General features: G+C 69.3%; 37 protein-coding genes. 35 read left to right on the top strand and 2 right to left on the bottom strand.

The window, feature by feature from the left end; translation table 11 throughout:
- Positions 1-51: 51 nt before the first annotated feature.
- The 33 genes from tuf (at position 52) to AC1DZC_RS00320 (ending at position 20,151) form a co-directional block, all read left to right on the top strand.
- A complete protein-coding gene (gene tuf / locus AC1DZC_RS00480; protein WP_477040198.1) occupies positions 52-1,245 on the top strand; it encodes an elongation factor Tu in 1,194 nt (397 codons plus the stop codon).
- Between the two features lie 248 nt (positions 1,246-1,493).
- The gene (locus AC1DZC_RS00475; protein WP_477041873.1) at positions 1,494-2,423 is read left to right on the top strand and encodes a hypothetical protein; all 930 of its coding nucleotides are present in this window, start codon (positions 1,494-1,496) and stop codon (positions 2,421-2,423) included.
- Between the two features lie 536 nt (positions 2,424-2,959).
- Positions 2,960-3,268 carry a 30S ribosomal protein S10 gene (gene rpsJ, locus AC1DZC_RS00470; protein WP_013117879.1) on the top strand — a complete coding sequence of 103 codons (309 nt, stop codon included), beginning with the start codon at positions 2,960-2,962 and terminating at the stop codon, positions 3,266-3,268.
- 22 nt (positions 3,269-3,290) lie between these two features.
- The gene (gene rplC, locus AC1DZC_RS00465) at positions 3,291-3,950 is read left to right on the top strand and encodes a 50S ribosomal protein L3 (protein WP_034610223.1); all 660 of its coding nucleotides are present in this window, start codon (positions 3,291-3,293) and stop codon (positions 3,948-3,950) included.
- A gap of 2 nt (positions 3,951-3,952) precedes the next feature.
- Positions 3,953-4,615: a 50S ribosomal protein L4 gene (gene rplD / locus AC1DZC_RS00460; protein WP_477041872.1), complete on the top strand. Its 663-nt coding sequence runs from the start codon at positions 3,953-3,955 to the stop codon at positions 4,613-4,615.
- Positions 4,612-4,914: a 50S ribosomal protein L23 gene (gene rplW, locus AC1DZC_RS00455; protein WP_028045066.1), complete on the top strand. Its 303-nt coding sequence runs from the start codon at positions 4,612-4,614 to the stop codon at positions 4,912-4,914. Before rplD ends, rplW begins: the two co-directional genes overlap by 4 nt.
- Before the next feature lie 16 nt (positions 4,915-4,930).
- Positions 4,931-5,770 (top strand): 50S ribosomal protein L2, encoded by an 840-nt coding sequence (rplB, locus tag AC1DZC_RS00450; protein WP_477041871.1) that lies wholly within the window; start codon positions 4,931-4,933, stop codon positions 5,768-5,770.
- 12 nt (positions 5,771-5,782) lie between these two features.
- Entirely contained in the window at positions 5,783-6,064 is a 282-nt protein-coding gene (gene rpsS / locus AC1DZC_RS00445; RefSeq protein WP_055912154.1) for a 30S ribosomal protein S19, read from the top strand.
- A 56-nt stretch (positions 6,065-6,120) separates the two neighbouring features.
- Positions 6,121-6,492 carry a 50S ribosomal protein L22 gene (gene rplV / locus AC1DZC_RS00440; RefSeq protein WP_426593030.1) on the top strand — a complete coding sequence of 124 codons (372 nt, stop codon included), beginning with the start codon at positions 6,121-6,123 and terminating at the stop codon, positions 6,490-6,492.
- Positions 6,492-7,334, top strand: a complete 843-nt coding sequence (rpsC, locus tag AC1DZC_RS00435) for a 30S ribosomal protein S3 (protein WP_477040201.1) — start codon at positions 6,492-6,494, stop codon at positions 7,332-7,334. Before rplV ends, rpsC begins: the two co-directional genes overlap by 1 nt.
- Before the next feature lie 5 nt (positions 7,335-7,339).
- Entirely contained in the window at positions 7,340-7,756 is a 417-nt protein-coding gene (gene rplP, locus AC1DZC_RS00430) for a 50S ribosomal protein L16 (protein ID WP_028045061.1), read from the top strand.
- Positions 7,756-7,995 (top strand): 50S ribosomal protein L29, encoded by a 240-nt coding sequence (gene rpmC / locus AC1DZC_RS00425; protein ID WP_028045060.1) that lies wholly within the window; start codon positions 7,756-7,758, stop codon positions 7,993-7,995. Before rplP ends, rpmC begins: the two co-directional genes overlap by 1 nt.
- A gap of 5 nt (positions 7,996-8,000) precedes the next feature.
- Positions 8,001-8,294 carry a 30S ribosomal protein S17 gene (gene rpsQ, locus AC1DZC_RS00420; RefSeq protein WP_477040202.1) on the top strand — a complete coding sequence of 98 codons (294 nt, stop codon included), beginning with the start codon at positions 8,001-8,003 and terminating at the stop codon, positions 8,292-8,294.
- Positions 8,295-8,453: 159 nt separating this feature from the next.
- Positions 8,454-8,822 (top strand): 50S ribosomal protein L14, encoded by a 369-nt coding sequence (gene rplN / locus AC1DZC_RS00415; protein ID WP_028045058.1) that lies wholly within the window; start codon positions 8,454-8,456, stop codon positions 8,820-8,822.
- A 2-nt stretch (positions 8,823-8,824) separates the two neighbouring features.
- The gene (gene rplX, locus AC1DZC_RS00410) at positions 8,825-9,166 is read left to right on the top strand and encodes a 50S ribosomal protein L24 (protein WP_055912166.1); all 342 of its coding nucleotides are present in this window, start codon (positions 8,825-8,827) and stop codon (positions 9,164-9,166) included.
- Positions 9,166-9,735, top strand: a complete 570-nt coding sequence (rplE, locus tag AC1DZC_RS00405; RefSeq protein ID WP_477040203.1) for a 50S ribosomal protein L5 — start codon at positions 9,166-9,168, stop codon at positions 9,733-9,735. Before rplX ends, rplE begins: the two co-directional genes overlap by 1 nt.
- 2 nt (positions 9,736-9,737) lie before the next feature.
- The gene (locus AC1DZC_RS00400; protein ID WP_028045055.1) at positions 9,738-9,923 is read left to right on the top strand and encodes a type Z 30S ribosomal protein S14; all 186 of its coding nucleotides are present in this window, start codon (positions 9,738-9,740) and stop codon (positions 9,921-9,923) included.
- Between the two features lie 90 nt (positions 9,924-10,013).
- Positions 10,014-10,412: a 30S ribosomal protein S8 gene (rpsH, locus tag AC1DZC_RS00395; protein ID WP_028050095.1), complete on the top strand. Its 399-nt coding sequence runs from the start codon at positions 10,014-10,016 to the stop codon at positions 10,410-10,412.
- 25 nt (positions 10,413-10,437) lie between these two features.
- Positions 10,438-10,977 (top strand): 50S ribosomal protein L6, encoded by a 540-nt coding sequence (rplF, locus tag AC1DZC_RS00390; protein ID WP_477040204.1) that lies wholly within the window; start codon positions 10,438-10,440, stop codon positions 10,975-10,977.
- Positions 10,978-10,979: 2 nt separating this feature from the next.
- Complete coding sequence (gene rplR / locus AC1DZC_RS00385; RefSeq protein WP_477040205.1) at positions 10,980-11,351, top strand: 50S ribosomal protein L18; 372 nt, start codon at positions 10,980-10,982, stop codon at positions 11,349-11,351.
- Between the two features lie 40 nt (positions 11,352-11,391).
- Positions 11,392-12,063, top strand: a complete 672-nt coding sequence (rpsE, locus tag AC1DZC_RS00380; protein WP_477040206.1) for a 30S ribosomal protein S5 — start codon at positions 11,392-11,394, stop codon at positions 12,061-12,063.
- Positions 12,063-12,245, top strand: coding sequence for a 50S ribosomal protein L30 (gene rpmD / locus AC1DZC_RS00375; RefSeq protein WP_028045050.1), 183 nt, complete (start codon positions 12,063-12,065; stop codon positions 12,243-12,245). The genes rpsE and rpmD overlap by 1 nt, the downstream gene beginning before the upstream one ends.
- A gap of 2 nt (positions 12,246-12,247) precedes the next feature.
- Positions 12,248-13,006: a 50S ribosomal protein L15 gene (rplO, locus tag AC1DZC_RS00370; protein WP_477040207.1), complete on the top strand. Its 759-nt coding sequence runs from the start codon at positions 12,248-12,250 to the stop codon at positions 13,004-13,006.
- 159 nt (positions 13,007-13,165) lie between these two features.
- On the top strand, positions 13,166-14,461 hold the full coding sequence (gene secY / locus AC1DZC_RS00365) for a preprotein translocase subunit SecY (protein WP_477040208.1): 1,296 nt from the start codon (positions 13,166-13,168) through the stop codon (positions 14,459-14,461).
- Positions 14,458-15,036, top strand: a complete 579-nt coding sequence (locus tag AC1DZC_RS00360; RefSeq protein ID WP_477041870.1) for an adenylate kinase — start codon at positions 14,458-14,460, stop codon at positions 15,034-15,036. The genes secY and AC1DZC_RS00360 overlap by 4 nt, the downstream gene beginning before the upstream one ends.
- A gap of 17 nt (positions 15,037-15,053) precedes the next feature.
- The gene (map, locus tag AC1DZC_RS00355) at positions 15,054-15,896 is read left to right on the top strand and encodes a type I methionyl aminopeptidase (RefSeq protein ID WP_477041869.1); all 843 of its coding nucleotides are present in this window, start codon (positions 15,054-15,056) and stop codon (positions 15,894-15,896) included.
- Positions 15,897-16,167: 271 nt separating this feature from the next.
- Entirely contained in the window at positions 16,168-16,389 is a 222-nt protein-coding gene (gene infA, locus AC1DZC_RS00350; RefSeq protein WP_013770189.1) for a translation initiation factor IF-1, read from the top strand.
- A 66-nt stretch (positions 16,390-16,455) separates the two neighbouring features.
- Positions 16,456-16,569 (top strand): 50S ribosomal protein L36, encoded by a 114-nt coding sequence (gene rpmJ / locus AC1DZC_RS00345; protein ID WP_013117849.1) that lies wholly within the window; start codon positions 16,456-16,458, stop codon positions 16,567-16,569.
- Between the two features lie 157 nt (positions 16,570-16,726).
- A complete protein-coding gene (gene rpsM, locus AC1DZC_RS00340) occupies positions 16,727-17,107 on the top strand; it encodes a 30S ribosomal protein S13 (RefSeq protein ID WP_477040211.1) in 381 nt (126 codons plus the stop codon).
- Positions 17,108-17,167: 60 nt separating this feature from the next.
- Positions 17,168-17,569, top strand: a complete 402-nt coding sequence (gene rpsK, locus AC1DZC_RS00335; protein WP_028050085.1) for a 30S ribosomal protein S11 — start codon at positions 17,168-17,170, stop codon at positions 17,567-17,569.
- Positions 17,570-17,703: 134 nt separating this feature from the next.
- On the top strand, positions 17,704-18,714 hold the full coding sequence (locus AC1DZC_RS00330; RefSeq protein WP_477040212.1) for a DNA-directed RNA polymerase subunit alpha: 1,011 nt from the start codon (positions 17,704-17,706) through the stop codon (positions 18,712-18,714).
- A gap of 74 nt (positions 18,715-18,788) precedes the next feature.
- The gene (gene rplQ / locus AC1DZC_RS00325; RefSeq protein WP_477040213.1) at positions 18,789-19,328 is read left to right on the top strand and encodes a 50S ribosomal protein L17; all 540 of its coding nucleotides are present in this window, start codon (positions 18,789-18,791) and stop codon (positions 19,326-19,328) included.
- Between the two features lie 82 nt (positions 19,329-19,410).
- Positions 19,411-20,151: an alpha/beta fold hydrolase gene (locus tag AC1DZC_RS00320; RefSeq protein ID WP_477041868.1), complete on the top strand. Its 741-nt coding sequence runs from the start codon at positions 19,411-19,413 to the stop codon at positions 20,149-20,151.
- On the opposite strand, the gene AC1DZC_RS00315 is transcribed toward AC1DZC_RS00320, so the two are convergent.
- A complete protein-coding gene (locus AC1DZC_RS00315) occupies positions 20,126-20,893 on the bottom strand; it encodes an ROK family protein (RefSeq protein ID WP_477040215.1) in 768 nt (255 codons plus the stop codon). The genes AC1DZC_RS00320 and AC1DZC_RS00315 overlap by 26 nt on opposite strands.
- 77 nt (positions 20,894-20,970) lie before the next feature.
- On the opposite strand from AC1DZC_RS00315, the gene truA reads away from it, so the two are divergent.
- On the top strand, positions 20,971-21,885 hold the full coding sequence (gene truA, locus AC1DZC_RS00310; protein WP_477041867.1) for a tRNA pseudouridine(38-40) synthase TruA: 915 nt from the start codon (positions 20,971-20,973) through the stop codon (positions 21,883-21,885).
- Here truA and AC1DZC_RS00305 read toward each other — a convergent pair.
- Positions 21,882-22,331, bottom strand: coding sequence for a DUF5709 domain-containing protein (locus tag AC1DZC_RS00305; protein ID WP_477040217.1), 450 nt, complete (start codon positions 22,329-22,331; stop codon positions 21,882-21,884). The two genes, truA and AC1DZC_RS00305, sit on opposite strands and share 4 nt — an antisense overlap.
- A gap of 79 nt (positions 22,332-22,410) precedes the next feature.
- On the opposite strand from AC1DZC_RS00305, the gene AC1DZC_RS00300 reads away from it, so the two are divergent.
- Complete coding sequence (locus tag AC1DZC_RS00300; protein ID WP_477040218.1) at positions 22,411-24,093, top strand: ABC-F family ATP-binding cassette domain-containing protein; 1,683 nt, start codon at positions 22,411-22,413, stop codon at positions 24,091-24,093.

Raw genomic sequence — 24,093 nt, 5'->3', positions numbered from 1 at the left:
GTAGCCGCACAGCGTCGGCCAATCTCTACCAAGTCCTGAGGAGGACACCCAGTGGGCAAGGCGAAGTTCGAGCGGACGAAGCCGCACGTCAACATCGGCACGATCGGCCACGTCGACCACGGCAAGACGACGCTGACCGCGGCCATCTCGAAGGTGCTGCACGACAAGTACCCGGACCTGAACCCCTTCACGCCTTTCGACGAGATCGACAAGGCCCCTGAGGAGAAGCAGCGCGGCATCACCATCAACATCGCGCACGTGGAGTACCAGACGGAGAAGCGTCACTACGCTCACGTCGACGCTCCCGGGCACGCGGACTACATCAAGAACATGATCACCGGTGCCGCGCAGATGGACGGCGCGATCCTCGTGGTCGCCGCCACCGACGGCCCGATGGCCCAGACGCGTGAGCACGTCCTGCTCGCCCGTCAGGTCGGCGTGCCGTACCTGCTCGTCGCGCTGAACAAGACCGACATGGTCGACGACGAGGAGATCCTGGAGCTCGTCGAGGTCGAGGTGCGCGAGCTCCTCACCGCGCAGGGCTTCGACGGCGACAACGTCCCCGTCGTGCGCGTCTCGGGCCTGAAGGCCCTCGAGGGCGACCCGGTGTGGGTCCAGTCCGTGCAGGACCTGCTGGACGCCGTCGACGAGAGCGTCCCGGACCCGGTGCGCGACATCGACAAGCCCTTCCTCATGCCGATCGAGGACGTCTTCACGATCACCGGTCGTGGCACCGTCGTCACCGGTCGCGTGGAGCGCGGCAAGCTCAAGGTGAACGAGGAGGTGGAGATCGTCGGCATCAAGGAGAAGGCGATCAAGACCACGGTCACCGGCGTCGAGATGTTCCGCAAGCTGCTCGACTACGCCGAGGCCGGCGAGAACGTCGGTCTGCTCCTGCGTGGCACGAAGCGCGAGGAGGTCGAGCGCGGCCAGGTCGTCGTCAAGCCCGGCTCGATCACGCCGCACACCGAGTTCGAGGGCCAGGTCTACATCCTGGCCAAGGACGAGGGTGGCCGTCACAACCCGTTCTACGGGAACTACCGCCCCCAGTTCTACTTCCGCACCACCGACGTCACCGGCGTCATCACGCTGCCCGAGGGCACCGAGATGGTCATGCCCGGCGACAACACCGAGATCCACGTGAACCTCATCCAGCCCATCGCGATGGAAGAGGGCCTCGGCTTCGCCATCCGCGAGGGTGGCCGCACCGTCGGCTCGGGCAAGGTCATCAAGATCATCAAGTGATGCGAGCCCCTCGGGGCAGCTGATCTGCAGAAGGGCCCGGTCGCCAAGGCGACCGGGCCCTTCCGCATGTGCACCCGCGCACGCCCGGTCGTCACCGAGCGCGGCCGTCCGTTCTCGAACGCGCCCGCATGGCGGCCGCGCTCGACGACGGTTGCGCGCGCTCAATCCCTGACGGGCGCTTTCGGTGCGCGTCGGCGGGCTGTGGACAAGCGCCGTCGGACGTCGTGTGACGTTTCTAGGGTGCGCAGGTGGACATCGTGGGCGTGCTTCCTGACGCGGGACTGCTCGCGGTCGCTGGCGTCCGTGGGGCGACCGTCGGCCACGACCGCGCCTACCTCGCGGCCGCGTGCAGACGAGGTGACCTGGTCCGCGTCCGTCGGGGGTGGTACCTCGGCGCGCGCACCTGGAAGGCGATGTCCGACGACGAGCGCTACCGCGTGACTGTCGTCGCCGCGGCGCGAGGGTTCGAGTCCGCGGTCCTCTCGCACTGGTCCGCCGCGGCGGTGTGGAACCTGCCGATGGTCGGGCGTCGGGGGTCGAGCGTGCACGTGACCCACGCGCCCGCGAGCGGCGGACGCTCCAGTCATGCAGTGGTGCGGCACGCCGCGGCCGGCGTGGACGACGTCGCAGAGGTGGAGGGGCTTCGGCTCACACCGGTGGCGAGGACGGTCGTCGACCTGGCACGCGCGGGTGGGCTGCTCGCCGGCGTCTGCGCCGCCGACCACGCCTTGCGCGAGCGCATGACGACGCTCTCGGAACTCGCTCGAGAGGTCGCCGTGATAGGTGCCGTGCGCGGCGTCCGGGACGCGCGAAGCATGGTCGGGTTCGCCTCGCCTGCGGCCGAGTCCGTCGGAGAGTCGCTCAGCCGGGTGCGGATGCATCAGCTGGGGGTCCCGGCGCCGGTCCTCCAGCACGTCGTGTCGGACGCGCGGGGGTTCGTCGGACGCGTGGACTTCTGGTGGCGCGGGTGCGGCGTGGTCGGTGAGTTCGACGGTCGTCAGAAGTACGGGGTCGCGGTCGACGAGGACCCTCGTGCCGCCGCCGACCGGCTGTGGCGGGAGAAGCAACGTGAGGACCGCATTCGCAGCACCGGCGCGGCCGTCGTGCGATGGACCTGGGCCGACGCCTGGACGGGTGGTCCGATGGTCGCCCGGCTCCGCTCCGCCGGCGTCCGCTGACACGACCGCTCAACATGCCGCCGGCCGCGCGGTCCCGTCGGCGCCCCGCGCGCGTTCCCCTTTCCCGCGCGCGCTGTCCCGCGTCGTCGAGAGCGGTCGTCCGTCATCCACCGCCGTCCTGTGGGGGACGCGTTGAGCGACGCGCGGCGGCGCTCGATGACGGCGGATGGCGTTCGGTGGTGGTCCGACGCCAGGTGCCGAAGCGGCAGCGCCGGCCGCGCCTGGCCGGAGTGCCGGAGATCACGCGGGAATCCCCGGCTGGTGTGACCTAGGCGATTGGAGTTCCGGCGCCCGGTCTGGCACACTGTTCAGGTTGCCTAGTCGAGGGCGGCGCGTTTGCGCGCGCTGCACACGACGGGGCTCGCACACGTGGACGGCGTCTGGACCCCGGGTTCACCCGGAGGTTGGCGCCCGACAACAACCACCGATCTCGTGCCGACAACGGTACGCAGCGCAACGGTGTGTCGCGCCAAGCGACACGCCCGAGTGCGGGGGTCGGACGGACCGGTTCATGAAGAGAGAGAAGTAGACGCGCCATGGCGGGACAGAAGATCCGCATCAGGCTCAAGTCCTACGACCACGAAGTCATCGACAGCTCGGCGCGCAAGATCGTCGACACGGTGACTCGCGCTGGTGCGTCGGTCGTGGGTCCGGTGCCGCTGCCGACGGAGAAGAACGTTTTCTGCGTCATCCGGTCGCCCCACAAGTACAAGGACAGCCGCGAGCACTTCGAGATGCGCACGCACAAGCGGCTCATCGACATCATCGATCCCACGCCGAAGGCCGTCGACTCGCTCATGCGTCTCGACCTGCCTGCGGACGTGAACATCGAGATCAAGCTCTGACGCTGGGAAGGAACTGATTTCTATGGTTACCCAGCAGAACGAGCGCGCAGTCACGGCTCTGATCGGCACGAAGCTCGGCATGACGCAGGTGTGGGACGACAACGGTCGTCTCGTTCCCGTCACCGTGGTCGCTGTCGGCACGAACGTCGTGACCCAGGTGCGCTCCGCTGACGCTGACGGCTACGCCGCGGTCCAGCTGGCCCACGGCCAGATCGACCCGCGCAAGGTCACCAAGCCGCTGAAGGGCCACTTCGAGAAGGCCGGCGTCACGCCGCGCCGGCACGTGGCCGAGATCCGCACGCCGAACGCCTCCGAGTTCACGCTCGGCCAGGAGCTCACCGCCGACCTGTTCGAGGCCGGCGCGCTCGTGGACGTCATCGGCACCACCAAGGGCAAGGGCACCGCCGGTGTCATGAAGCGTCACGGCTTCCACGGCGTCGGCGCCTCGCACGGTGCGCACCGCAACCACCGCAAGCCCGGCTCGATCGGTGGCGCTTCGACGCCGTCGCGCGTGTTCAAGGGCATCAAGATGGCCGGTCGCATGGGCGTGGACCGCCAGACCACCCAGAACCTGACCGTGCACGCGGTCGACGTCGAGCGGGGCTTTCTCCTCGTCAAGGGTGCCGTTCCCGGCCCCAAGGGTGGCGTCGTGGTCGTGCGTTCCGCTGTGAAGGGGGCGTGACCATGTCTGACACGCTGACCGTCGACGTCGTCGACTTCGAGGGCAAGAAGACCGGTTCCACCGATCTGCCCGCCGAGGTCTTCGACGTTCAGACCAACATCCCGCTGATCCACCAGGTCGTCGTCGCGCAGCGCGCGGCGGCTCGCCAGGGCACCCACGACACGAAGTCTCGTGGCGAGGTCCGTGGTGGTGGCCGCAAGCCGTACAAGCAGAAGGGCACCGGCCGCGCCCGTCAGGGTTCGACGCGTGCTCCGCAGTTCGCCGGTGGTGGCGTCGTTCACGGCCCCACCCCGCGTGACTACGCACAGCGCACCCCCAAGAAGATGAAGGCCGCGGCGCTCCGCGGTGCTCTCTCGGACCGCGCTCGTGCCGGCCGCGTGCACGTCGTCACGGGTTTCGCCCCGGGCACCGCGCCGTCGACCAAGTCCGCGCTCGCCGTGCTCGACAACCTCTCGGGACGCAAGAACGTCCTGGTCGTCGTCGAGCGTCAGGACGAGATCACGTGGAAGTCGCTGCGGAACGTCGAGCGGGTGCACCTGCTGGTCGCTGACCAGCTCAACACCTACGACGTCCTGATCTCGGACGACGTCGTGTTCACGCAGGGCGCGCTCGACGCGTTCCTCGCGGGTCCCACGTCCTCCGTTGCCAAGGAGGAGACCAAGTGACCGACATCGGCAAGAACCCGCGCGACATCCTGCTCGCGCCGGTCGTCTCCGAGAAGAGCTATGGCCTGCTCGACGAGGGGAAGTACACCTTCCTCGTCGACCCGCGGGCGAACAAGACCGAGATCAAGATTGCCGTCGAGCAGGTCTTCGGCGTCAAGGTCGACTCGGTCAACACCGCGAACCGGCAGGGCAAGTCCCGTCGGACCCGTTTCGGCACCGGCCGCCGCAAGGACACGAAGCGTGCGATCGTCACCCTCCGCGAGGGCACGATCGACATCTTCGGTGGTCCGGTCGGCTGAGAAGGACTGAGAACTCATGGGAATCCGTAAGTACAAGCCGACAACGCCGGGCCGTCGTGGCTCGAGCGTGGCCGACTTCGTCGAGATCACGCGATCCACGCCGGAGAAGTCGCTCGTCCGTCCCCTCCACAAGACGGGCGGCCGCAACTCCACGGGTCGCATCACCACGCGCCACCAGGGTGGCGGTCACAAGCGTGCGTACCGCGTCATCGACTTCCGTCGCCATGACAAGGACGGCGTGCCGGCCAAGGTCGCTCACATCGAGTACGACCCCAACCGCACGGCCCGCATCGCGCTGCTGCACTACGCGGACGGCGAGAAGCGCTACATCATCGCGCCGAACAAGCTGTCGCAGGGTGACCGCATCGAGAACGGCCCCGGCGCCGACATCAAGCCCGGCAACAACCTGCCGCTGCGCAACATCCCGACCGGTACGGTCATCCACGCGATCGAGCTCCGGCCCGGTGGCGGTGCGAAGATCGCGCGTTCGGCTGGTGCGTCCGTGCAGCTCGTCGCCAAGGACGGTGCCTACGCCCAGCTGCGTATGCCCTCCGGTGAGATCCGCAACGTCGACCTGCGCTGCCGCGCGACGGTCGGCGAGGTGGGCAACGCCGAGCAGTCGAACATCAACTGGGGCAAGGCCGGCCGCATGCGCTGGAAGGGCAAGCGCCCGACCGTCCGTGGTGTCGCCATGAACCCGATCGACCACCCGCACGGTGGTGGCGAGGGCAAGACGTCCGGTGGACGTCACCCCGTCAGCCCGTGGGGCCAGGCCGAGGGTCGTACCCGTCGTCCGAACAAGCCGAGCGACAAGCTCATCGTGCGCCGTCGGCGCACCGGCAAGAACAAGCGCTGATAGGAGCCTGAGATGCCACGTAGCCTGAAGAAGGGCCCGTTCGTCGACGGTCACCTGCAGAAGAAGGTCGACGTCCAGAACACCGCCGGCACGAAGAACGTCATCAAGACGTGGTCGCGCCGTTCGGTCATCACGCCGGACTTCCTCGGCCACACGTTCGCTGTGCACGACGGACGCAAGCACACCCCGGTGTTCGTGACGGAGGCGATGGTCGGGCACAAGCTCGGCGAGTTCGCCCCGACGCGGACGTTCCGCGGCCACGAGAAGGACGACCGGAAGGGTCGTCGCCGCTGACCCCCGGGTCAGCCAGGCGACGCCCTCACCGGCAGAGACAAGAAGGCAGGACAGCAATGGAAGCCAAGGCGAAGGCGCGGTTCGTCCGCGTCACGCCCCAGAAGGCCCGGCGCGTCGTGGACCTCATCCGTGGCAAGCAGGCCGGCGAGGCCGTGGCGGTGCTGAAGTTCGCACCGCAGGCCGCGGGGGAGACCGTCCTCAAGGTCGTCGAGAGCGCGATCGCGAACGCTCGTGAGGCTGCCAAGCGCAGCAACGAGCGTCTCGACGAGAGCGACCTCTACATCTCTGAGGTGTTCGTCGACGAGGGCCCGACGCTCAAGCGGTTCCGTCCGCGTGCGCAGGGCCGTGCCAGTCAGATCCTCAAGCGCACGAGCCACATCACCGTGGTCGTCGCTGAGCGTGAGACCTCGAAGGGAAGGGCCCGATAGTGGGACAGAAAGTCAACCCGCTCGGGTACCGCCTGGGCATCACGACCGACCACCGTTCGCGTTGGTTCGCCGACTCGACCAAGCCGGGTCAGCGCTACCGCGACTACGTGGGCGAGGACGTCAAGATCCGCAAGCTCATGAGCACGGGTCTCGAGCGCGCCGGTATCGCCAAGGTCGAGATCGAGCGCACGCGTGACCGCGTTCGTGTCGACATCCACACCGCCCGCCCGGGCATCGTCATCGGGCGTCGTGGCGCGGAGGCCGACCGCATCCGTGGCGAGCTCGAGAAGCTCACGGGCAAGCAGGTCCAGCTGAACATCCTCGAGGTCAAGAACGCCGAGATCGAGGCTCAGCTGGTCGCCCAGGGCATCGCCGAGCAGCTGGCGAGCCGCGTCTCGTTCCGCCGCGCCATGCGCAAGGGCATCCAGTCGGCCCAGCGCGCCGGTGCCAAGGGCATCCGCGTGCAGGTCTCCGGCCGCCTCGGCGGCGCGGAGATGAGCCGCACGGAGTTCTACCGCGAGGGCCGCGTGCCCCTGCACACGCTCCGCGCGAACATCGACTACGGGTTCTTCGAGGCTCGCACGACCTTCGGGCGCATCGGCGTCAAGGTGTGGGTCTACAAGGGCGACATGACCGAGAAGGAGTTTGCTCGCGAGCAGGCGACCCAGGCCCCGCGCCCGGCTCGTGGCCCGCGGACGGACCGTCCCGGTGGTGACCGCGGTGACCGCGGCCCCCGTGCCGGTGGCGCTCCTCGTCGCGACCGTGACGCCGCTCCTGAGGCTGCAGTCGAGGCTCCGGCCGAGGCAGCGGCACCCGCAACTGACACCGGAACGGAGGCCTGACCGCAATGCTCATCCCGCGCAGGCTGAAGCACCGCAAGCAGCACCACCCGGGGCGTTCCGGCGCCGCGACCGGTGGTACCGCGATCTCGTTCGGTGAGTTCGGCATCCAGGCTCTCGAGCCTGCGTATGTCACGAACCGGCAGATCGAGGCTGCACGTATTGCCATGACCCGCCACATCAAGCGTGGAGGGAAGGTCTGGATCAACATCTACCCGGACCGCCCCCTCACGAAGAAGCCCGCCGAGACCCGCATGGGTTCCGGCAAGGGCTCGCCCGAGTGGTGGATCGCCAACGTCAAGCCGGGCCGAGTTCTCTTCGAGCTCGCCGGCGTCCCGGAGCCCCTGGCGCGCGAGGCCATGCGTCGCGCCCAGCACAAGCTCCCGATGAAGACACGTTTCGTGGTTCGCGAGGGTGGTAACTGATGACTATCGGCACCAAGGAGCTGGCTCCCAGCGAGCTGGACACCTTCGACGACGACAAGCTGGTCGCCGAGCTGAAGAAGTCCAAGGAGGAGCTGTTCAACCTCCGCTTCCAGTCGGCAACCGGTCAGCTCGAGAGCCACGGGCGTCTGAAGGCCGTTCGTCGCGACATCGCGCGGATCTACACGATCCTGCGTGAGCGCGAGCTCGGCATCCGTACCGCCCCGAGCGCGAGCGAGTGAGACTGATGGCAGACGAGAAGAACGAGAAGACGACCGCTGTCGCCGAGAAGCGTGGCGACCGCAAGACGCGCCGCGGCTACGTGGTCAGCGACAAGATGGACAAGACCGTGGTGGTCGAGGTCGAGGACCGGGTCAAGCACCCGCTCTACGGCAAGGTCATCCGTCGGACGAGCAAGGTCAAGGCGCACGACGAGAACGGCACTGCCGGCGTCGGCGACCTCGTCCTCATCATGGAGACTCGGCCGCTGAGCGCCACCAAGCGCTTCCGCCTGGTCGAGGTCCTCGAGAAGGCTAAGTAAGCCCAGTAAGCCCAGCAAGACCAGCACGACCCCCAGTTGCCCACGGGCGCCGGGTGACGCAGCAGCGACACCCGGCGCAACGTGTGCATCACGGCAACTATCCGTTCGGCCAGGCTCGCGCTGACCAGTACGAGAACCCGCCAGACGACAGGAGTAGTAATGATTCAGCAGGAGTCGCGGCTTCGTGTCGCTGACAACACTGGTGCCAAGGAGATCCTGTGCATCCGTGTTCTCGGCGGTTCCGGCCGTCGTTACGCAGGCATCGGTGACGTCATCGTCGCCACCGTCAAGGACGCCATCCCCGGCGGCAACGTCAAGAAGGGCGATGTCGTCAAGGCGGTCATCGTGCGCACCCGCAAGGAGCGCCGCCGTCCGGACGGTTCGTACATCAAGTTCGACGAGAACGCCGCAGTGATCCTCAAGGCCGACGGCGAGCCCCGCGGCACGCGCATCTTCGGCCCGGTCGGGCGCGAGCTGCGCGACAAGAAGTTCATGAAGATCATCTCGCTGGCACCGGAGGTGCTCTGACCATGGCGAAGATCAAGAAGGGCGACCTCGTCGTCGTCATCTCCGGCCGCGACAAGGGACAGCAGGGCCGTGTGCTCGAGGTCCTCGTCGAGTCGCAGCGCCTCGTCGTGGAGGGTGTCCAGCGCGTCACCAAGCACGTCAAGGCCGGCCAGACGCAGCGCGGCACGCGCACCGGTGGCATCGAGACGATCGAGGCCCCCATCCACATCAGCAACGTGATGCTCGTCGACCCGGAGACCAAGAAGGGCACCCGGGTCGGCTACCGCACCGAGCAGGTCGAGCGCGACGGCCGTACCCGCACCGTTCGGGTCCGCGTCGCCAAGCGCTCCGGTAAGGACATCTGATGACCGAGACACTCGCAGCAGTCGAGCTGCCCCGTCTGAAGACCAAGTACAACGACGAGATCCGCCCCGCGCTCTTCGAGCAGTTCTCCCACGAGAACATCAACCAGGTCGCGCGGCTGGTCAAGGTCGTCGTGAACATGGGCGTCGGCGAGGCCGCCAAGGACTCCAAGCTGATCGAGGGCGCGATCCGCGACCTCACGCAGATCACCGGCCAGAAGCCCCAGGTCACCAAGGCCCGCAAGTCCATCGCGCAGTTCAAGCTGCGTGAGGGCATGCCGATCGGCGCGCACGTCACGCTGCGCGGCGACCGTGCCTGGGAGTTCCTGGACCGTCTGCTGTCGACCGCGCTCCCGCGCATCCGTGACTTCCGTGGCCTCTCGCCGCAGCAGTTCGACGGTCACGGCAACTACACCTTCGGCCTCGTGGAGCAGTCCGTGTTCCACGAGATCGACCAGGACAAGATCGACCGGGTCCGCGGGATGGACATCACGGTCGTCACGACCGCTGACACCGACGACGAGGGTCGCGCTTTCCTCAAGCTCCTCGGCTTCCCGTTCAAGGAGATCTGACCATGGCGAAGACTGCCCTCAAGAACAAGGCTGCTGCCAAGCCGAAGTTCGCGGTGCGTGGCTACACGCGCTGCCAGCGTTGCGGCCGGCCCCACTCGGTGTACCGCAAGTTCGGCCTGTGCCGGATCTGCGTGCGCGAGATGGCCCACCGTGGCGAGCTTCCCGGCGTCACCAAGAGCAGCTGGTAACCCACGCACTTGTAGTTCAGGCAATACGAGCGTCGGTAGGTCCAGCCCAGAGATGGGCGGGATACCCCGGCGAGAGAGGGCGATAGCCCCATGACCATGACCGACCCCATCGCAGACCTGCTCACGCGGCTGCGTAACGCGAACTCGGCTCACCACGACACCGTGCTGATCCCGTTCTCGAAGCTGAAGTCGCACATCGCGGAGATCCTGCAGGCCGAGGGCTACATCTCGGGCTGGAAGGTCGAGGATGCCGTCGTCGGCAAGAACCTCATCATCGAGCTGAAGTACGGCCCGAACCGCGAGCGTGCGCTCGCCGGTGTCAAGCGCGTGTCCAAGCCGGGCCTGCGCGTGTACGCCAAGTCGACCAACCTGCCCAAGGTGCTCGGCGGCCTGGGCGTGGCGATCCTGTCCACGTCCTCTGGTCTCCTCACCGACAAGCAGGCCGCCAAGAAGGGCGTGGGTGGGGAAGTCCTCGCCTACGTCTGGTAAGTCCGAGACGGAAAGGAGCTAGCCAATGTCCCGAATCGGCAGAGTCCCCGTCCCGGTTCCCGCCGGCGTCGAGGTCAACATCAACGGCGCCGTCGTGACGGTGAAGGGCCCCAAGGGTTCTCTCTCCCACACGATCGCTGCGCCCATCGAGGTCGCGCGCGACGAGGCAGGTGCCCTTGTGGTCACCCGCCCCGACGACGAGCGCGCCTCGCGTTCGCTGCACGGCCTCACCCGCACGCTGCTGTCGAACCTCGTCATCGGCGTCACCGAGGGCTACGTCAAGAAGCTCGAGATCGTCGGTACCGGTTACCGCGTGACGGCGAAGGGTTCGGACCTCGAGTTCGCGCTCGGGTTCAGCCACCCGGTCACGGTCAACCCGCCGGAGGGCATCACCTTCGTCGTCGAGGCTCCGACCCGCTTCTCGGTGCAGGGCATCGACAAGCAGCAGGTCGGCGAGGTCGCCGCCAACATCCGCAAGATCCGCAAGCCTGAGCCGTACAAGGGCAAGGGCGTGCGGTACGCGGGCGAGAACGTGCGCCGCAAGGTCGGAAAGGCCGGTAAGTAACCATGGCACTCAAGATCATTGGCAAGGGCAAGCGCAAGGCCCGCCAGCGTCGCCACGTCCGCCTTCGCAAGAAGGTCTCCGGCTCGGCTGCTCGTCCCCGTCTCGTCGTGACCCGGTCCGCCCGGCACATCACGGCGCAGGTCGTGGACGACGGCATCGGCCAGACGCTCGTGTCCGCGTCGACCCTCGAGGCCGACCTGCGCGGCTCGAACGACGACAAGACGGCCAAGGCCCGCAAGGTCGGCGAGCTCATCGCCGAGCGCGCGAAGGCTGCCGGCCTGGAGGCTGTCGTCTTCGACCGCGGCGGCAACAAGTACCACGGCCGCGTCGCAGCGGTTGCGGACGGCGCTCGCGAGGGCGGTCTGAAGCTGTGACGACGACGACGAACAACGGACTGAAGAAGAGGACAATCTGATGGCTGCTCCTCAGCGCAGCAACACCGGCGCGCCTGCGGGCGGCGCCGGAGCCGGCGGCGGCGGTGACCGTCGCGACGGCGGTCGCGGTGGCCGCGACGGCGGCCGTGGTGGCCGCGACTCTGCAGAGAAGAGCGCGTTCCTCGAGCGCGTCGTGACGATCAACCGCGTCGCCAAGGTCGTCAAGGGCGGTCGTCGCTTCAGCTTCACTGCGCTCGTCGTGGTCGGCGACGGCGACGGCACGGTCGGTGTCGGCTACGGGAAGGCCAAGGAGGTGCCCGCGGCGATCGCCAAGGGCGTCGAGGAGGCCAAGAAGAACTTCTTCAAGGTTCCCCGCATCCAGGGCACCATCCCGCACCCCATCCAGGGTGAGGCCGCTGCCGGTGTCGTCTTCCTGCGTCCGGCGTCGCCGGGTACCGGTGTTATCGCCGGTGGTCCGGTGCGCGCCGTTCTCGAGTGCGCCGGCATCCACGACGTCCTGAGCAAGTCGCTCGGTTCGTCGAACGCGATCAACATCGTGCACGCGACGGTCGCGGCCCTGCGTGGCCTCGAGCGTCCCGAGGCCGTGGCCGCGCGCCGTGGTCTCCCGGTCGAGCACGTCGTCCCGGCTGCCCTCCTGCGCGCCCAGGCCGCCGGCCTGGCCGCTGCGGCGGGTACGAAGGCAGGTGCCTGATGGCTCGACTCAAGGTGACCCAGACGCGTTCTGGCATCGGCGGTAAGCAGAACCAGCGCGACACCCTGCGCACCCTCGGCCTCAAGCGGATCGGCGACGTCGTCGTCAAGGAGGACCGTCCTGAGATCCGCGGCATGGTCAAGACGGTGACGCACCTTGTCGCGGTCGAAGAGGTGGAGTGACCATGGCAGACGACAAGACGCCTGAGGAGGTGACGGCCCCCAAGAAGGCCGCCGCCCCCAAGAAGGCCCCCGCGAAGAAGGCCGCCGACACGGAGTCCGCTCCGAAGGCGACCAAGGCTGCGGCCAAGCCGAAGGCCGACAAGGCCGAGGCGACGACCGAGGCTGCGCCCAAGGCTGCCGCCAAGGCGAAGGCCGAGCCCAAGGCTGAGCCGAAGGCCAAGGCCGAGCCGAAGGCCGAGTCCAAGGCTGCAGCGCCGAAGAAGACCGTGTCCGCTGCTGCGGCCGCGGCCGCCGAGGCAGCTGCGCTGCCCGGCAACGGTGGCACGCTGAAGATGCACCACCTCCGTCCGGCCCCGGGCGCCAAGACCGCCAAGACCCGCGTGGGTCGTGGCGAGGCGTCCAAGGGCAAGACGGCCGGTCGTGGCACCAAGGGCACCAAGGCCCGCTACCAGGTGCCGACGCGCTTCGAGGGTGGGCAGATGCCTCTGCACATGCGCCTCCCGAAGCTGCGTGGCTTCAAGAACCCGTTCCGCGTCGAGTACCAGGTGGTCAACCTGGACAAGCTCTCGGCGCTGTACCCGAACGGTGGCGACGTGACGGTCGCCGACCTGGTCGCCAAGGGTGCGGTCCGCAAGGGCCAGCCTGTCAAGGTGCTCGGCACCGGTGAGCTCACGGTCAAGGTCTCCGTCGCGGTCGACGCCTACTCGGCGTCCGCGAAGGACGCGATCGTGGCCGCCGGCGGAAGCGTCGCGCAGGACTGATCGAAGGACGGGACCGGTGGGGTCGTAGGTACCCACCGGTCCCGTTCCGTTTGTTCGTCAGCATCAGTTAGGGTGCCCCGGTGCCTGCGACGTTTCGCAGGCTGCACGGCCGGAATGGGCCGGTCGTACGAACGCCGCTCAGGCGGCTCAGGAGGACAGGTGCTCAGCGCATTCGTGCGGGCGTTCCGAACGCCCGACCTGCGGCGCAAGCTGCTCTTCACCATCGGGATCATGGTGATCTTCCGGGTGGGCTCGTTCCTGCCCACCCCGGGAGTGTCCTACCCGAACGTGCAGACGTGTATCGACGAGTCCGCGGGCAACGACCTGCTCGGGCTGGTGAACCTGTTCAGCGGCGGAGCACTGCTCCAGCTCTCGGTGTTCGCGCTCGGCATCATGCCGTACATCACCGCCAGCATCATCGTCCAGCTTCTCCGGGTGGTCATCCCCCGTTTCGAGGAGCTCCACCGCGAGGGCCAGTCCGGCACCGCGAAGCTCACGCAGTACACGCGCTACCTGACCATCGGCCTGGCCGTCCTGCAGTCGACGACGATCATCACGGTCGCGCGCAGCGGTCAGCTGTTCAGCGGCTGCTCCGTCGATGTCATCCCGAACGACTCCTGGTACGTCCTGCTGATCATGGTCCTGACCATGACCGCCGGTACCGGCCTGATCATGTGGCTCGGTGAGCTGATCACGGAGCGCGGCGTCGGCAACGGCATGTCGCTCCTCATCTTCACGTCGATCGCCGCGAGCTTCCCGACCGCCCTGTGGTCGATCGCCGGTGGCGACAACGGCGCCTTCAAGTTCATCATCGTGATGGCCGTCATCGTCCTGGTCGTCGGCATGGTCGTGTTCGTCGAGCAGTCGCAGCGCCGCATCCCGGTGCAGTACGCCAAGCGCATGGTCGGTCGGCGCATGTACGGCGGCTCGAGCACGTACATCCCGATCAAGATCAACATGGCCGGCGTCATCCCGATCATCTTCGCGTCGTCGCTGCTGGCCGTCCCCGGGCTGCTCGCGCAGTTCGGCGACCCGACGGCGGGCTGGGTGCAGTGGATCTCGCGGCACCTGGCGTCCCCGAGCGCGCCCCTGCACCTCGCGCTCTACGTCTTCCTCATCGTGTTCTTCTGCTACTTCTACACGGCGATCACGTTCAACCCGGACGAGGTCGCGGACAACATGAAGAAGTACGGCGGCTTCATCCCGGGCATCCGGGCCGGCCGTCCGACGGCCGAGTACCTCGACTTCGTCATCTCGCGCATCACGGCGCCGGGCTCGATCTACCTCGCGGTGGTCGCGCTCATCCCGACGATCGTGTTCATCATCCTCGGCGTCGGCACGAACATCCCGTTCGGCGGCTCGTCGATCCTGATCGTCGTCGGTGTCGGGCTCGAGACCGTCAAGCAGATCGAGTCGCAGCTGCAGCAGCGCCACTACGAGGGGTTCCTGCGATGAGCACGCGCCTCGTCCTGCTCGGTGCTCCGGGTGCGGGCAAGGGCACGCAGGCGGTCCGCCTCGCCGAGTCGCTGGGCATCCCGGCGATCTCGACGGGCGACCTGTTCCGCGCCAACATCAAGGGCGGCACGCCCCTGGGCCTGAAGGTCCAGGAGTACACGTCGCGCGGTGCGCTGGTGCCGGACTCGGTTACCAACGACATGGTGCGCGACCGGCTCGCCCAGCCCGATGCTGCGGAGGGGTTCCTGCTCGACGGGTACCCGCGCAACGTCGCCCAGGTCGGCGAGCTCGACGCGATCCTCGCGGAGTCGGGTCTGACGCTGGACCTCGCGGTCGAGCTCACGGCCGACCCCGAGGCGGTCGTGCCCCGGCTGCTCAAGCGTGCCGAGATCGAGGGCCGCGAGGACGACACCGAGGACGTCATCCGGCACCGCCTGGACGTGTACGCCCAGGAGACCGCGCCGATCGCCTCGGTGTACGCCGAGCGCGGGCTGCTCGCGCAGGTCGACGCCATCGGCGAGGTCGACGACGTCACGACGCGGCTGCTCGCGGCCATCGGCGCCGGGGCTCGCTGACCGGCTGGTCAGATCGCATGTTCGGCCGGGAGCGGATCGAGTACAAGACGCCCGAGCAGGTGCTGCTCATGCGTCGCGCCGGGCTCGTCGTCGCCGAGGCGCTGCGGGTCGTGCGCGAGGCCGCGGCTCCGGGCGTGACCACCGCGTCGCTCGACGCCCTGGCCGCCACGGTGATCCGCGACCACGGTGCCAAGCCGTCGTTCCTCGGCTACCACGGCTACCCGGCCACGCTGTGCATCTCGGTCGACGACGAGATCGTGCACGGCATCCCCGGGCCGCGAGTGCTCGTCGACGGTGACGTGGTCAGCGTCGACTGCGGCGCGATCGTGGACGGCTGGCACGGCGACTCGGCGATCACGGTGGTCCTGGACGGTGCCGACGAGCAGGACGTACAGCTCGCGGCGACGACGGAGCGCGCGCTCTGGGCGGGGATCGCGGCACTCGCGACCGGCGACCGGCTCGGCGTCGTGGGCGAGGCGGTCGAGGACCTCGTCGACGAGGCCCAGGCGGCCGGCCTCAACGGGGGTGTGCGCTACGGCATCGTGCAGGAGTACGTGGGCCACGGGATCGGCACGGCGATGCACCAGCCGCCGGACGTCCTGAACTACCGGGCGCGCGACCGCGGCCCGAAGCTGCGCCCGGGCCTGTGCGTCGCCGTGGAGCCGATGCTGGTGCGCGGCTCGCGGTTCACGCGCGAGCTGGACGACGAGTGGACCGTGGTCACGGACGACGGTTCGCGCGCCGCGCACTGGGAGCACTCGGTGGCGATCCTCGAGGACGGCATCTGGGTGCTCACCGCGGTCGACGGGGGAGCGGGGGCGCTCGGGGCGCTCGGCGTGACCGTCGCGCCGCTCACCTGACGACGACCTGGTCAGCAGGTGTTCAAGGCCACAGTCGCTGGTTTCCTCGAACGGCCCTGATGGCGTAAGATCGTCCGTTGGGTGTGTGCGCCCGGTTCATCGGAATCTCTGGTTCGTCGTCACGCGATGTCATCGTGTGCCGCGACGAGCGAGCCAACGGCACCCGCACTCTCCACGAGAGCGACGACGACCAGCTTCCCGCTGGGCGACGACGATCGCCGTGGGTCGATCAAGTCTTGGACAGCACTCGGACGAACAGTTAGCGGAGGATATGGCGAAGAAGGACGGTGTCATCGAGATCGAGGGCAGCGTCGTGGAGGCTCTGCCCAACGCGATGTTTCGCGTGGAGCTCACCAACGGCCACAAGGTGCTCGCCCACATCTCGGGCAAGATGCGTCAGCACTACATCCGGATCCTCCCCGAGGACCGCGTGGTGGTGGAGCTGAGCCCGTACGACCTGTCCCGTGGCCGGATCGTCTACCGCTACAAGTAACAGCCCACTCGATCACGCCGTCTGACTCCTTGAGGGAGCGAACACGGCGGCGGAGGAAAACACGCGATGAAGGTCAAGCCCAGCGTCAAGAAGATCTGCGACAAGTGCAAGGTGATCCGCCGGCACGGTCGCGTCCAGGTGATCTGCGAGAACCTGCGCCACAAGCAGCGCCAGGGCTGACGCCCTAGCACTTCTGCAGGACCGCACCACCAGCAAGCAAGCGCACCACCACTCCGGGCCCTCGGGTCCGGTGAACCCCCGGTCGGAGGCCGGGGCCCGCAGAACGCGGGAGGGTGGTGCGGCAGACCTCCGATGCAGTTCAGGAGCCACCAGGCACATGGCACGTCTTGTCGGAGTCGACCTCCCCCGCGAGAAGCGGCTCGAGATCGCACTCACCTACATCTACGGGGTCGGGCGCACGCGTGCGCAGGCGACCCTCGCCGCCACCGGTATCAGCCCGGACCTCCGCGTGAAGGACCTCGGTGACACCGAGCTCGTCGCGCTCCGTGACTTCCTCGAGGGCAACTACAAGCTCGAGGGTGACCTCCGCCGCGAGGTCGCCGCCGACATCCGCCGCAAGGTCGAGATCGGCTGCTACGAGGGTCTGCGTCACCGCCGCGGCCTTCCTGTGCGCGGTCAGCGCACGAAGACCAACGCGCGTACCCGCAAGGGCCCCAAGCGCACCGTCGCCGGCAAGAAGAAGGCCGGGCGCAAGTAGCCCTCCGCCCCGGGCGCCTCGCGCCAGGGCAAGCCGACCAGACCTCGAGAGAAGAAGAGAATGCCTCCCAAGACCCGTTCCGCCGTGCGCAAGCCGCGCCGCAAGGAGAAGAAGAACGTCTCCCACGGCCAGGCGCACATCAAGAGCACGTTCAACAACACGATCATCTCCATCACGGACCCGTCGGGCGCCGTCATCGCGTCCGCCTCGTCGGGCCAGGTGGGCTTCAAGGGTTCGCGCAAGTCGACCCCGTTCGCGGCGCAGCTCGCCGCCGAGGCCGCCGCTCGCCGCGCCCAGGAGCACGGCATGAAGAAGGTCGACGTCTTCGTCAAGGGCCCCGGCTCCGGCCGTGAGACCGCGATCCGTTCGCTCCAGGCGACCGGCCTCGAGGTCGGCTCGATCCAGGACGTGACGCCCCAGGCGCACAACGGCTGCCGCCCGCCCAAGCGTCGCCGCGTCTGACCATGGTTTAGCCGGGTCGGTGTCTTCGGGCACCGGCCCGGCATCAGTCCGTCCGACCAGGTGGACCGAGACCAGGTCGGCTCGTAGTACTGCGCAGCGTCATATGGCGGACGCCCGCTGAGAGGAAACACACCGTGCTGATTGCACAGCGCCCCACCCTGACCGAAGAGGTCATCTCGGAGAACCGGTCGCGGTTCTCCATCGAGCCCCTGGAGCCGGGTTTCGGCTACACGCTCGGAAACTCGCTCCGCCGGACGCTGCTGTCCTCCATCCCGGGTGCCGCCGTCACGTCGATCCGCATCGACGGCGTGCTCCACGAGTTCTCGACCGTTCCTGGTGTCAAGGAAGACGTCACCGAGATCATCCTCAACATCAAGCAGCTGGTCGTCTCCTCGGAGAACGACGAGCCCGTGGTGATGTACCTGCGCAAGCAGGGTGCCGGTGAGGTCACCGCCGCGGACATCGTGCCGCCGGCCGGCGTCGAGGTGCACAACCCCGACCTTCACCTGGCGACGCTCAACGACAAGGGCAAGCTCGAGATCGAGCTGACGGTCGAGCGTGGCCGCGGCTACGTGTCGGCGAACCAGAACAAGTCGTTCGACGCCGAGATCGGCCGCATCCCGGTCGACTCGATCTACTCGCCGGTCCTCAAGGTGACCTACAAGGTCGAGGCGACGCGTGTCGAGCAGCGCACGGACTTCGACAAGCTGATCGTCGACGTCGAGACGAAGTCGGCCATCGGCCCCCGCGACGCGCTGGCCTCGGCCGGCAAGACGCTGGTGGAGCTGTTCGGCCTGGCCCGTGAGCTCAACATCGAGGCCGAGGGCATCGAGATCGGCCCGTCGCCGACGGACGCCGCGCTCGCTGCGGACCTCGCGCTCCCGATCGAGGACCTGCAGCTCACGATCCGCTCCTACAACTGCCTCAAGCGTGAGGGCATCCACTCCGTGGGTGAGCTCGTCGCGCGCTCCGAGGCCGACCTCCTGGACATCCGCAACTTCGGTGCGAAGTCCATCACCGAGGTCAAGGAGAAGCTCGCCGAGCTCGGCCTGACGCTCAAGGACAGCCCGCTCGACTTCGACCCGTCCGCTACCGCCTACTACGGCGACGACGAGGGCGACTTCGTCGAGGACGAGCAGTACTGACGCCGGGGAAGCGGGCGGGGTCGCCTTCCTGACCTCGCTCGCCGCCCATCACTGGAACTCAAGGAGTAATAACCATGCCTACGCCCACCAAGGGTCCCCGGCTCGGTGGCGGACCGGCGCACGAGCGGCTGATCCTCGCGAACCTCGCGACGCAGCTGTTCGAGCACAAGCGCATCACGACGACCGAGACGAAGGCCAAGCGCCTGCGTCCGCTCGCCGAGCGCCTCATCACGTTCGCCAAGCGTGGTGACCTGCACGCCCGCCGCCGCGTGATGACCGTCGTCAAGGACAAGTCCGTCGTGCACGTGCTGTTCACCGAGATCGCTCCGGCCGTCGCCGAGCGCCAGGGTGGCTACACGCGCATCACCAAGATCGGCCCCCGCAAGGGCGACAACGCCCCGATGGCCGTCATCGAGCTCGTGCTCGAGCCGCTCTCCCCGAAGCAGGCCGTCGTGAAGGAGGCCACCAAGGCCGCCTCGAAGGCCGCGCCGAAGGCGAAGAAGGCCGACAAGGTCGAGGACGCTCCCGTCGTCGAGGACGCTCCTGTCGAGGACGCGCCCGTCGAGGACGCCCCGGTCGACGAGACCGACGCGCCCGAGGCCGACAAGGCCTGACGCAGCTCACGAGAGGGCCCGGAACCGTCWTGGTTCCGGGCCCTCTCGCTGTGTCCGGGGCGGAGTGCCTAGAGTCGCGACCATGACCCTGCCCGTGGTGCTGGTGCACGGGCTGCGGACGTCGCGGACCATGTGGCGGTCGCAGCTCGAGGTCCTGGAGCGCGCGAGCCGTCCGGCGGTCGCCGTCGACCTGCCCGGGCACGGAACCCGCCTGGGGGAGCCGTTCACGCTCGACGAGGCCGTCGCCACGGTCGCGCAGGCGGTCGACGGGCTGGGCGGGCGCGCGTTCGTCGTCGGGCTGTCCCTGGGCGGCTACGTCGGGATCCGGCACGCGGCGCGCCACCCGGAGCAGGTCGCGGGGCTGCTCGCGGCCTCGTGCTCGACGCGGCCGCACCGGATCCTGCTGTCCGGCTGGGCGTTCGGGGCGCGGTACATCGTGCGGCTGCCCGACGGTGGCGCTGCGCTCAACCAGTTCTTCGTCGACCGCGTCCTGCCACCGACCGGCGCTGCCGACGCGGGCGCGGGCGGGTTCGCGCTCGACGTCACCGACGACGTGCTGAGCGAGATGGCGACCGCGACCCCGCTGGAGGAGCTGGCGCGCGTCGAGGCGCCGGTGTGGCTGGTGAACGGGCGCCTCGACCACTTCCGCGGGGAGGAGCGCAGGTTCCTGGCGGCGTGCCGGGACGGGCGGCTCGTCGTCGTTCCCGGCGCGACCCACCTGGTGAGCCTGGCGCAGCCGGCGCGGTTCACGCGCGTGCTGCTGGAGGCGCTCGCGGACGCGGAGAGCCGCGCGGCGGTCAGCGGCCCAGCGTCCAGGCCCTGACACCGCCGACGATGCCGGCCTGGTTGGGCACGACGACGACATCGTCGCCGAGCTTGGCCAGGACCTGCGGGGTGACCTGCCGGGCGTTTCCGCCGCCGAGGTAGAGGCGGTCCCACCAGAACACGGGCCGCAGCCCCTCGACGACTCGTCGCACCCGCCGCGACCACAGGCCGTCACCCAGCCGGGCGCGCTCGACCTGGCCGATGTAGACGTCGTAGGACGTGCCCCACCGGACCGGCGCGTGCGAGAGCTCGAGGTGCGGCGCGAGCTGCCCGCCGTCGAACAGCGCGGAGCCCAGGCCCGTGCCCAGGGTCAGGACGAGCTCGATCCCCGTCCCGGAGATCACGCCGGCGCCGTGCACCTCGGCGTCGTTGAGCACGAGCGTCGGCAGTCCCAGCCACGCCTCGACGTTCGCGCGGATGTCGCAGCCGGACCAGGCCGCGACGAGCTCGGGGTCGACGGCGGAGCGGGGCCCGCTGCGGGTGACGTAGTGCGGGGTCGCGACGACGACACCGTGCCGGATCATCCCCGGCATCCCGACCGTGACGCGGTCGGCCGGGGGCAGTCCCGAGGCGATGTCCGCGATCGTCTGCACGAGCCGGTCGGGCGAGAGCGGGTAAGGCGTCGCGACGCGGACCGCCGGGGCGTGCAGCGTGCCGGCGGCGTCGAGCACGGACGCCTTGATCCCCCCGCCGCCGCAGTCGACCGCGAGCGTGAACAGGTCCCCACCGGTCTTCGCCACGTGGCCACGCTATCGACGCCCGGGGCGGGCGTCGTCCTGGCATCGTGCGGCACGGTCGGCGACTAGCGTGTGGACCCGTGAGCGTGACCCCTGACGACGACGCCGGCTCCGTGGTGCGGCTGAGGCTGGACCTGGCGTACGACGGCACCGCGTTCGCGGGGTGGGCGGTGCAGCCGGGCCTGCGCACCGTGCAGGGGGTGCTGGAGGACGCGCTGGGCATGGTCCTGCGGACCGACGGACCGCCGCGGGTGACCGTGGCCGGACGGACGGACTCGGGCGTGCACGCGCGCGGCCAGGTGGCGCACGTCGACATCCCCGTGGACCTGCTGGAACGCTCGCGCGGACGGGCCGAGCGGCCGGTCGCCGAGGCCCTGCTCACGCGGCTGGGCGGCGTCCTGCCGACGGACCTCGTCGTCCACGCCGTGTCGGCGGCCGCGGACGGGTTCGACGCCCGGTTCTCGGCCCTGCGCCGGCGGTACACCTACCGGATCTGCGACGACTCGTCCCGGCGCGACCCGCTGTCCCGCGCGCACGTCCTGTGGCACCGGCGCCCGCTGGACGTCGAGGCGATGGATCTCGCCGGCCGCCCGCTGGAGGGGCGCCACGACTTCGCGTCGTACTGCAAGCCGCGCGAGGGCGCCACGACGATCCGCACGCTCGAGATCTTCCGCTGGACGAGGCCGCTGGACGGACCGGACGCCGGGCTCGTCGTCGCGACCGTGCAGGCCGACGCGTTCTGCCACTCGATGGTGCGCACGCTCGTCGGCGCGAGCACGGCCGTGGGGGAGGGCCGCCGGGCCGTGGGCTGGCCGGCGGAGCTGCTGGCGGCCAGGAGCCGGCTGGCCGGCGCGCACGTGGTCCCGGCGCACGGGCTCACGCTCGAGGAGGTCGGCTACCCGCTCGACGAGGAGCTGGGCGTGCGCGCTCAGCAGACGCGGGCGCGTCGCCAGGCCCACGACGTGGACCCGCGACCCGGGGGCTGCTGCTCCTAGACCTCGTCGTCGTCGTCGTGGTACCGACGCTCGTCCACGTACTCCTCGGCGATGAGGTGGACCGCGGCCTCCTCGGCGCTCGCCGCCCCGCCGGAGATCCCGGCGTCGATCGCGAACCCGTCCGTGCCACCGGCCTCGACCGCGTCGTCGTCCTCGACCAGGCGCCCGGCGCGGAACTGCTCGCGGTCGTCGAGCGGGATCTCGCGGGCCTCCCAGACCTCGGGCTCCTCCTGGCCGATGCGCTGGTCGATCGTCTCGCGGTGCGCCTCCTCCCACGGGGTCTCGCCGTAGTGGTTGGCGCGCGGCCGCAGCGGCACCGAGTAGCCCTCGTCGAGCAGGTCGTCCACACCGCGGTCCAGGAGGGTGTCCTCGCTGGACAGCTGGTCGCCGTCGCCCTCGCTGTCGAGCTCAGGGTCTTGGCTGGTACCGGACGTGTCGTAGCTCATGCCCCGACCCTCGCACCCGGCGGCCTCGCGCGCCAGTATTGCGGTGCTGACGCGCAGGTCCGCAGGGGACACTGGTCGCATGGGTCACCTCGACATCGGCGGCATCGGCTACGTGCTGTCCGACGGCCGTCCGCTCCTCGACGACGTCACGTTCCGGGTCGGTGACGGCGCCCGGGTGGCGCTCGTCGGACCCAACGGCGCGGGCAAGACGACCCTGCTGCGGATCGTCGCCGGCGACGAGCAGCCGCACGCGGGGTCGGTCGGGCGCAGCGGCGGGCTCGGGATCATGCGCCAGGACATCGGGCGGATCAACGACGACCGCTCGATCCGCGACCTGCTGGCGTCGCTGGCCGTGCCCGCGGTGCGGGACGCCGCGGTCGAGCTGTCCGCGGCCGAGATCGCGATCATGGAGACCGACGACGAGCCGTCGCAGATGCGGTACGCGCAGGCGCTCGTCGACTGGGCCGACGTCGGGGGGTACGAGGCAGAGGCGGGCTGGGACCGCGTGACCGACGCCGTGCTGAGCATCCCGTTCGACCAGGCGCAGCACCGTGAGGTGCGCTCGCTGTCGGGCGGTGAGCAGAAGCGGCTCGTCCTGGAGGCGCTGCTGCGGGGTCCCGACGAGGTCCTGCTGCTCGACGAGCCCGACAACGCGCTCGACGTGCCCACCAAGCGCTGGCTCGAGGAGAAGCTGCGCGCGAGCAACAAGACCGTCCTGTTCGTCAGCCACGACCGCGAGATGCTCGCCAACGTCGCCACGCAGGTGGCCACCCTGGAGCCGGGCGTCATGGGCGCGACGGTCTGGGTGCACGGCGGCGGCTTCGGCACCTACCACCAGGCACGGGAGGACCGGCGCTCGCGGCTCGAGGAGCTGTTGCGACGATGGGAGGAGGAGCACGCCAAGCTCAAGGAGCTCGTGCTCACCCTCAAGACAAAGTCGGCGTTCAACGACGGCCTCGCGTCGCGCTACCAGGCGGCCCAGACGCGGCTGCGGAAGTTCGAGGAGGCCGGTCCGCCGACGCTGCTGGCGCGCGAGCAGAACGTCCGCGTCCGGCTGCACGGCGGTCGGACCGCCAAGCGCGCGGTCGTAGCGACGGGGCTCGAGCTCACCGGGTTGATGAAGCCGTTCGACCTCGAGGTCTGGTTCGGGGAGCGCGTCGCGGTGCTCGGCTCGAACGGGTCGGGCAAGTCGCACTTCCTGCGGCTGCTGGCCGCGGGAGGCAGCGACCCGAGCCCCGAGCACGAGCCTGCCGACGACACACCCGTCGCGCCCGTGAAGCACACCGGCCGCGTCGTCCTCGGCCCGCGCGTGCGGCCCGGCTGGTTCGCGCAGAACCACGGCCACCCCGAGCTCGTCGGCCGCACGCTGCTGGAGATCCTGAACCGGGGCGACGGGCACCGCTCGGGCATCGGCCGCGAGCAGGCGAGCAAGGCGCTGGACCGGTACGAGCTCGTCGGAGCCGCCGAGCAGCGCTACGAGACCCTCTCGGGCGGCCAGCAGGCGCGGCTCCAGATCCTGCTCCTCGAGCTCGGCGGAGCGACGCTCCTGCTTCTCGACGAGCCCACGGACAACCTCGACCTGCACTCGGCGGAGGCGCTGGAGACGGGCCTGGCCGCGTTCGAGGGCACCGTGCTGGCCGTGACGCACGACCGCTGGTTCACGCGCACCTTCGACCGGTTCCTCGTGTTCGGCGCGGACGGCGACGTGCTCGAGACGCCGGAGCCCGTGTGGGACGTGGGACGGGTCGAGCGCGCCCGCTGA

The sequence above is a fragment of the Cellulomonas sp. P2_B4 genome (genome assembly GCF_056404795.1).
The sequence above is the reverse complement of the archived record's forward strand: the minus strand, read 5'-3'. Positions and strand labels throughout refer to the sequence as shown.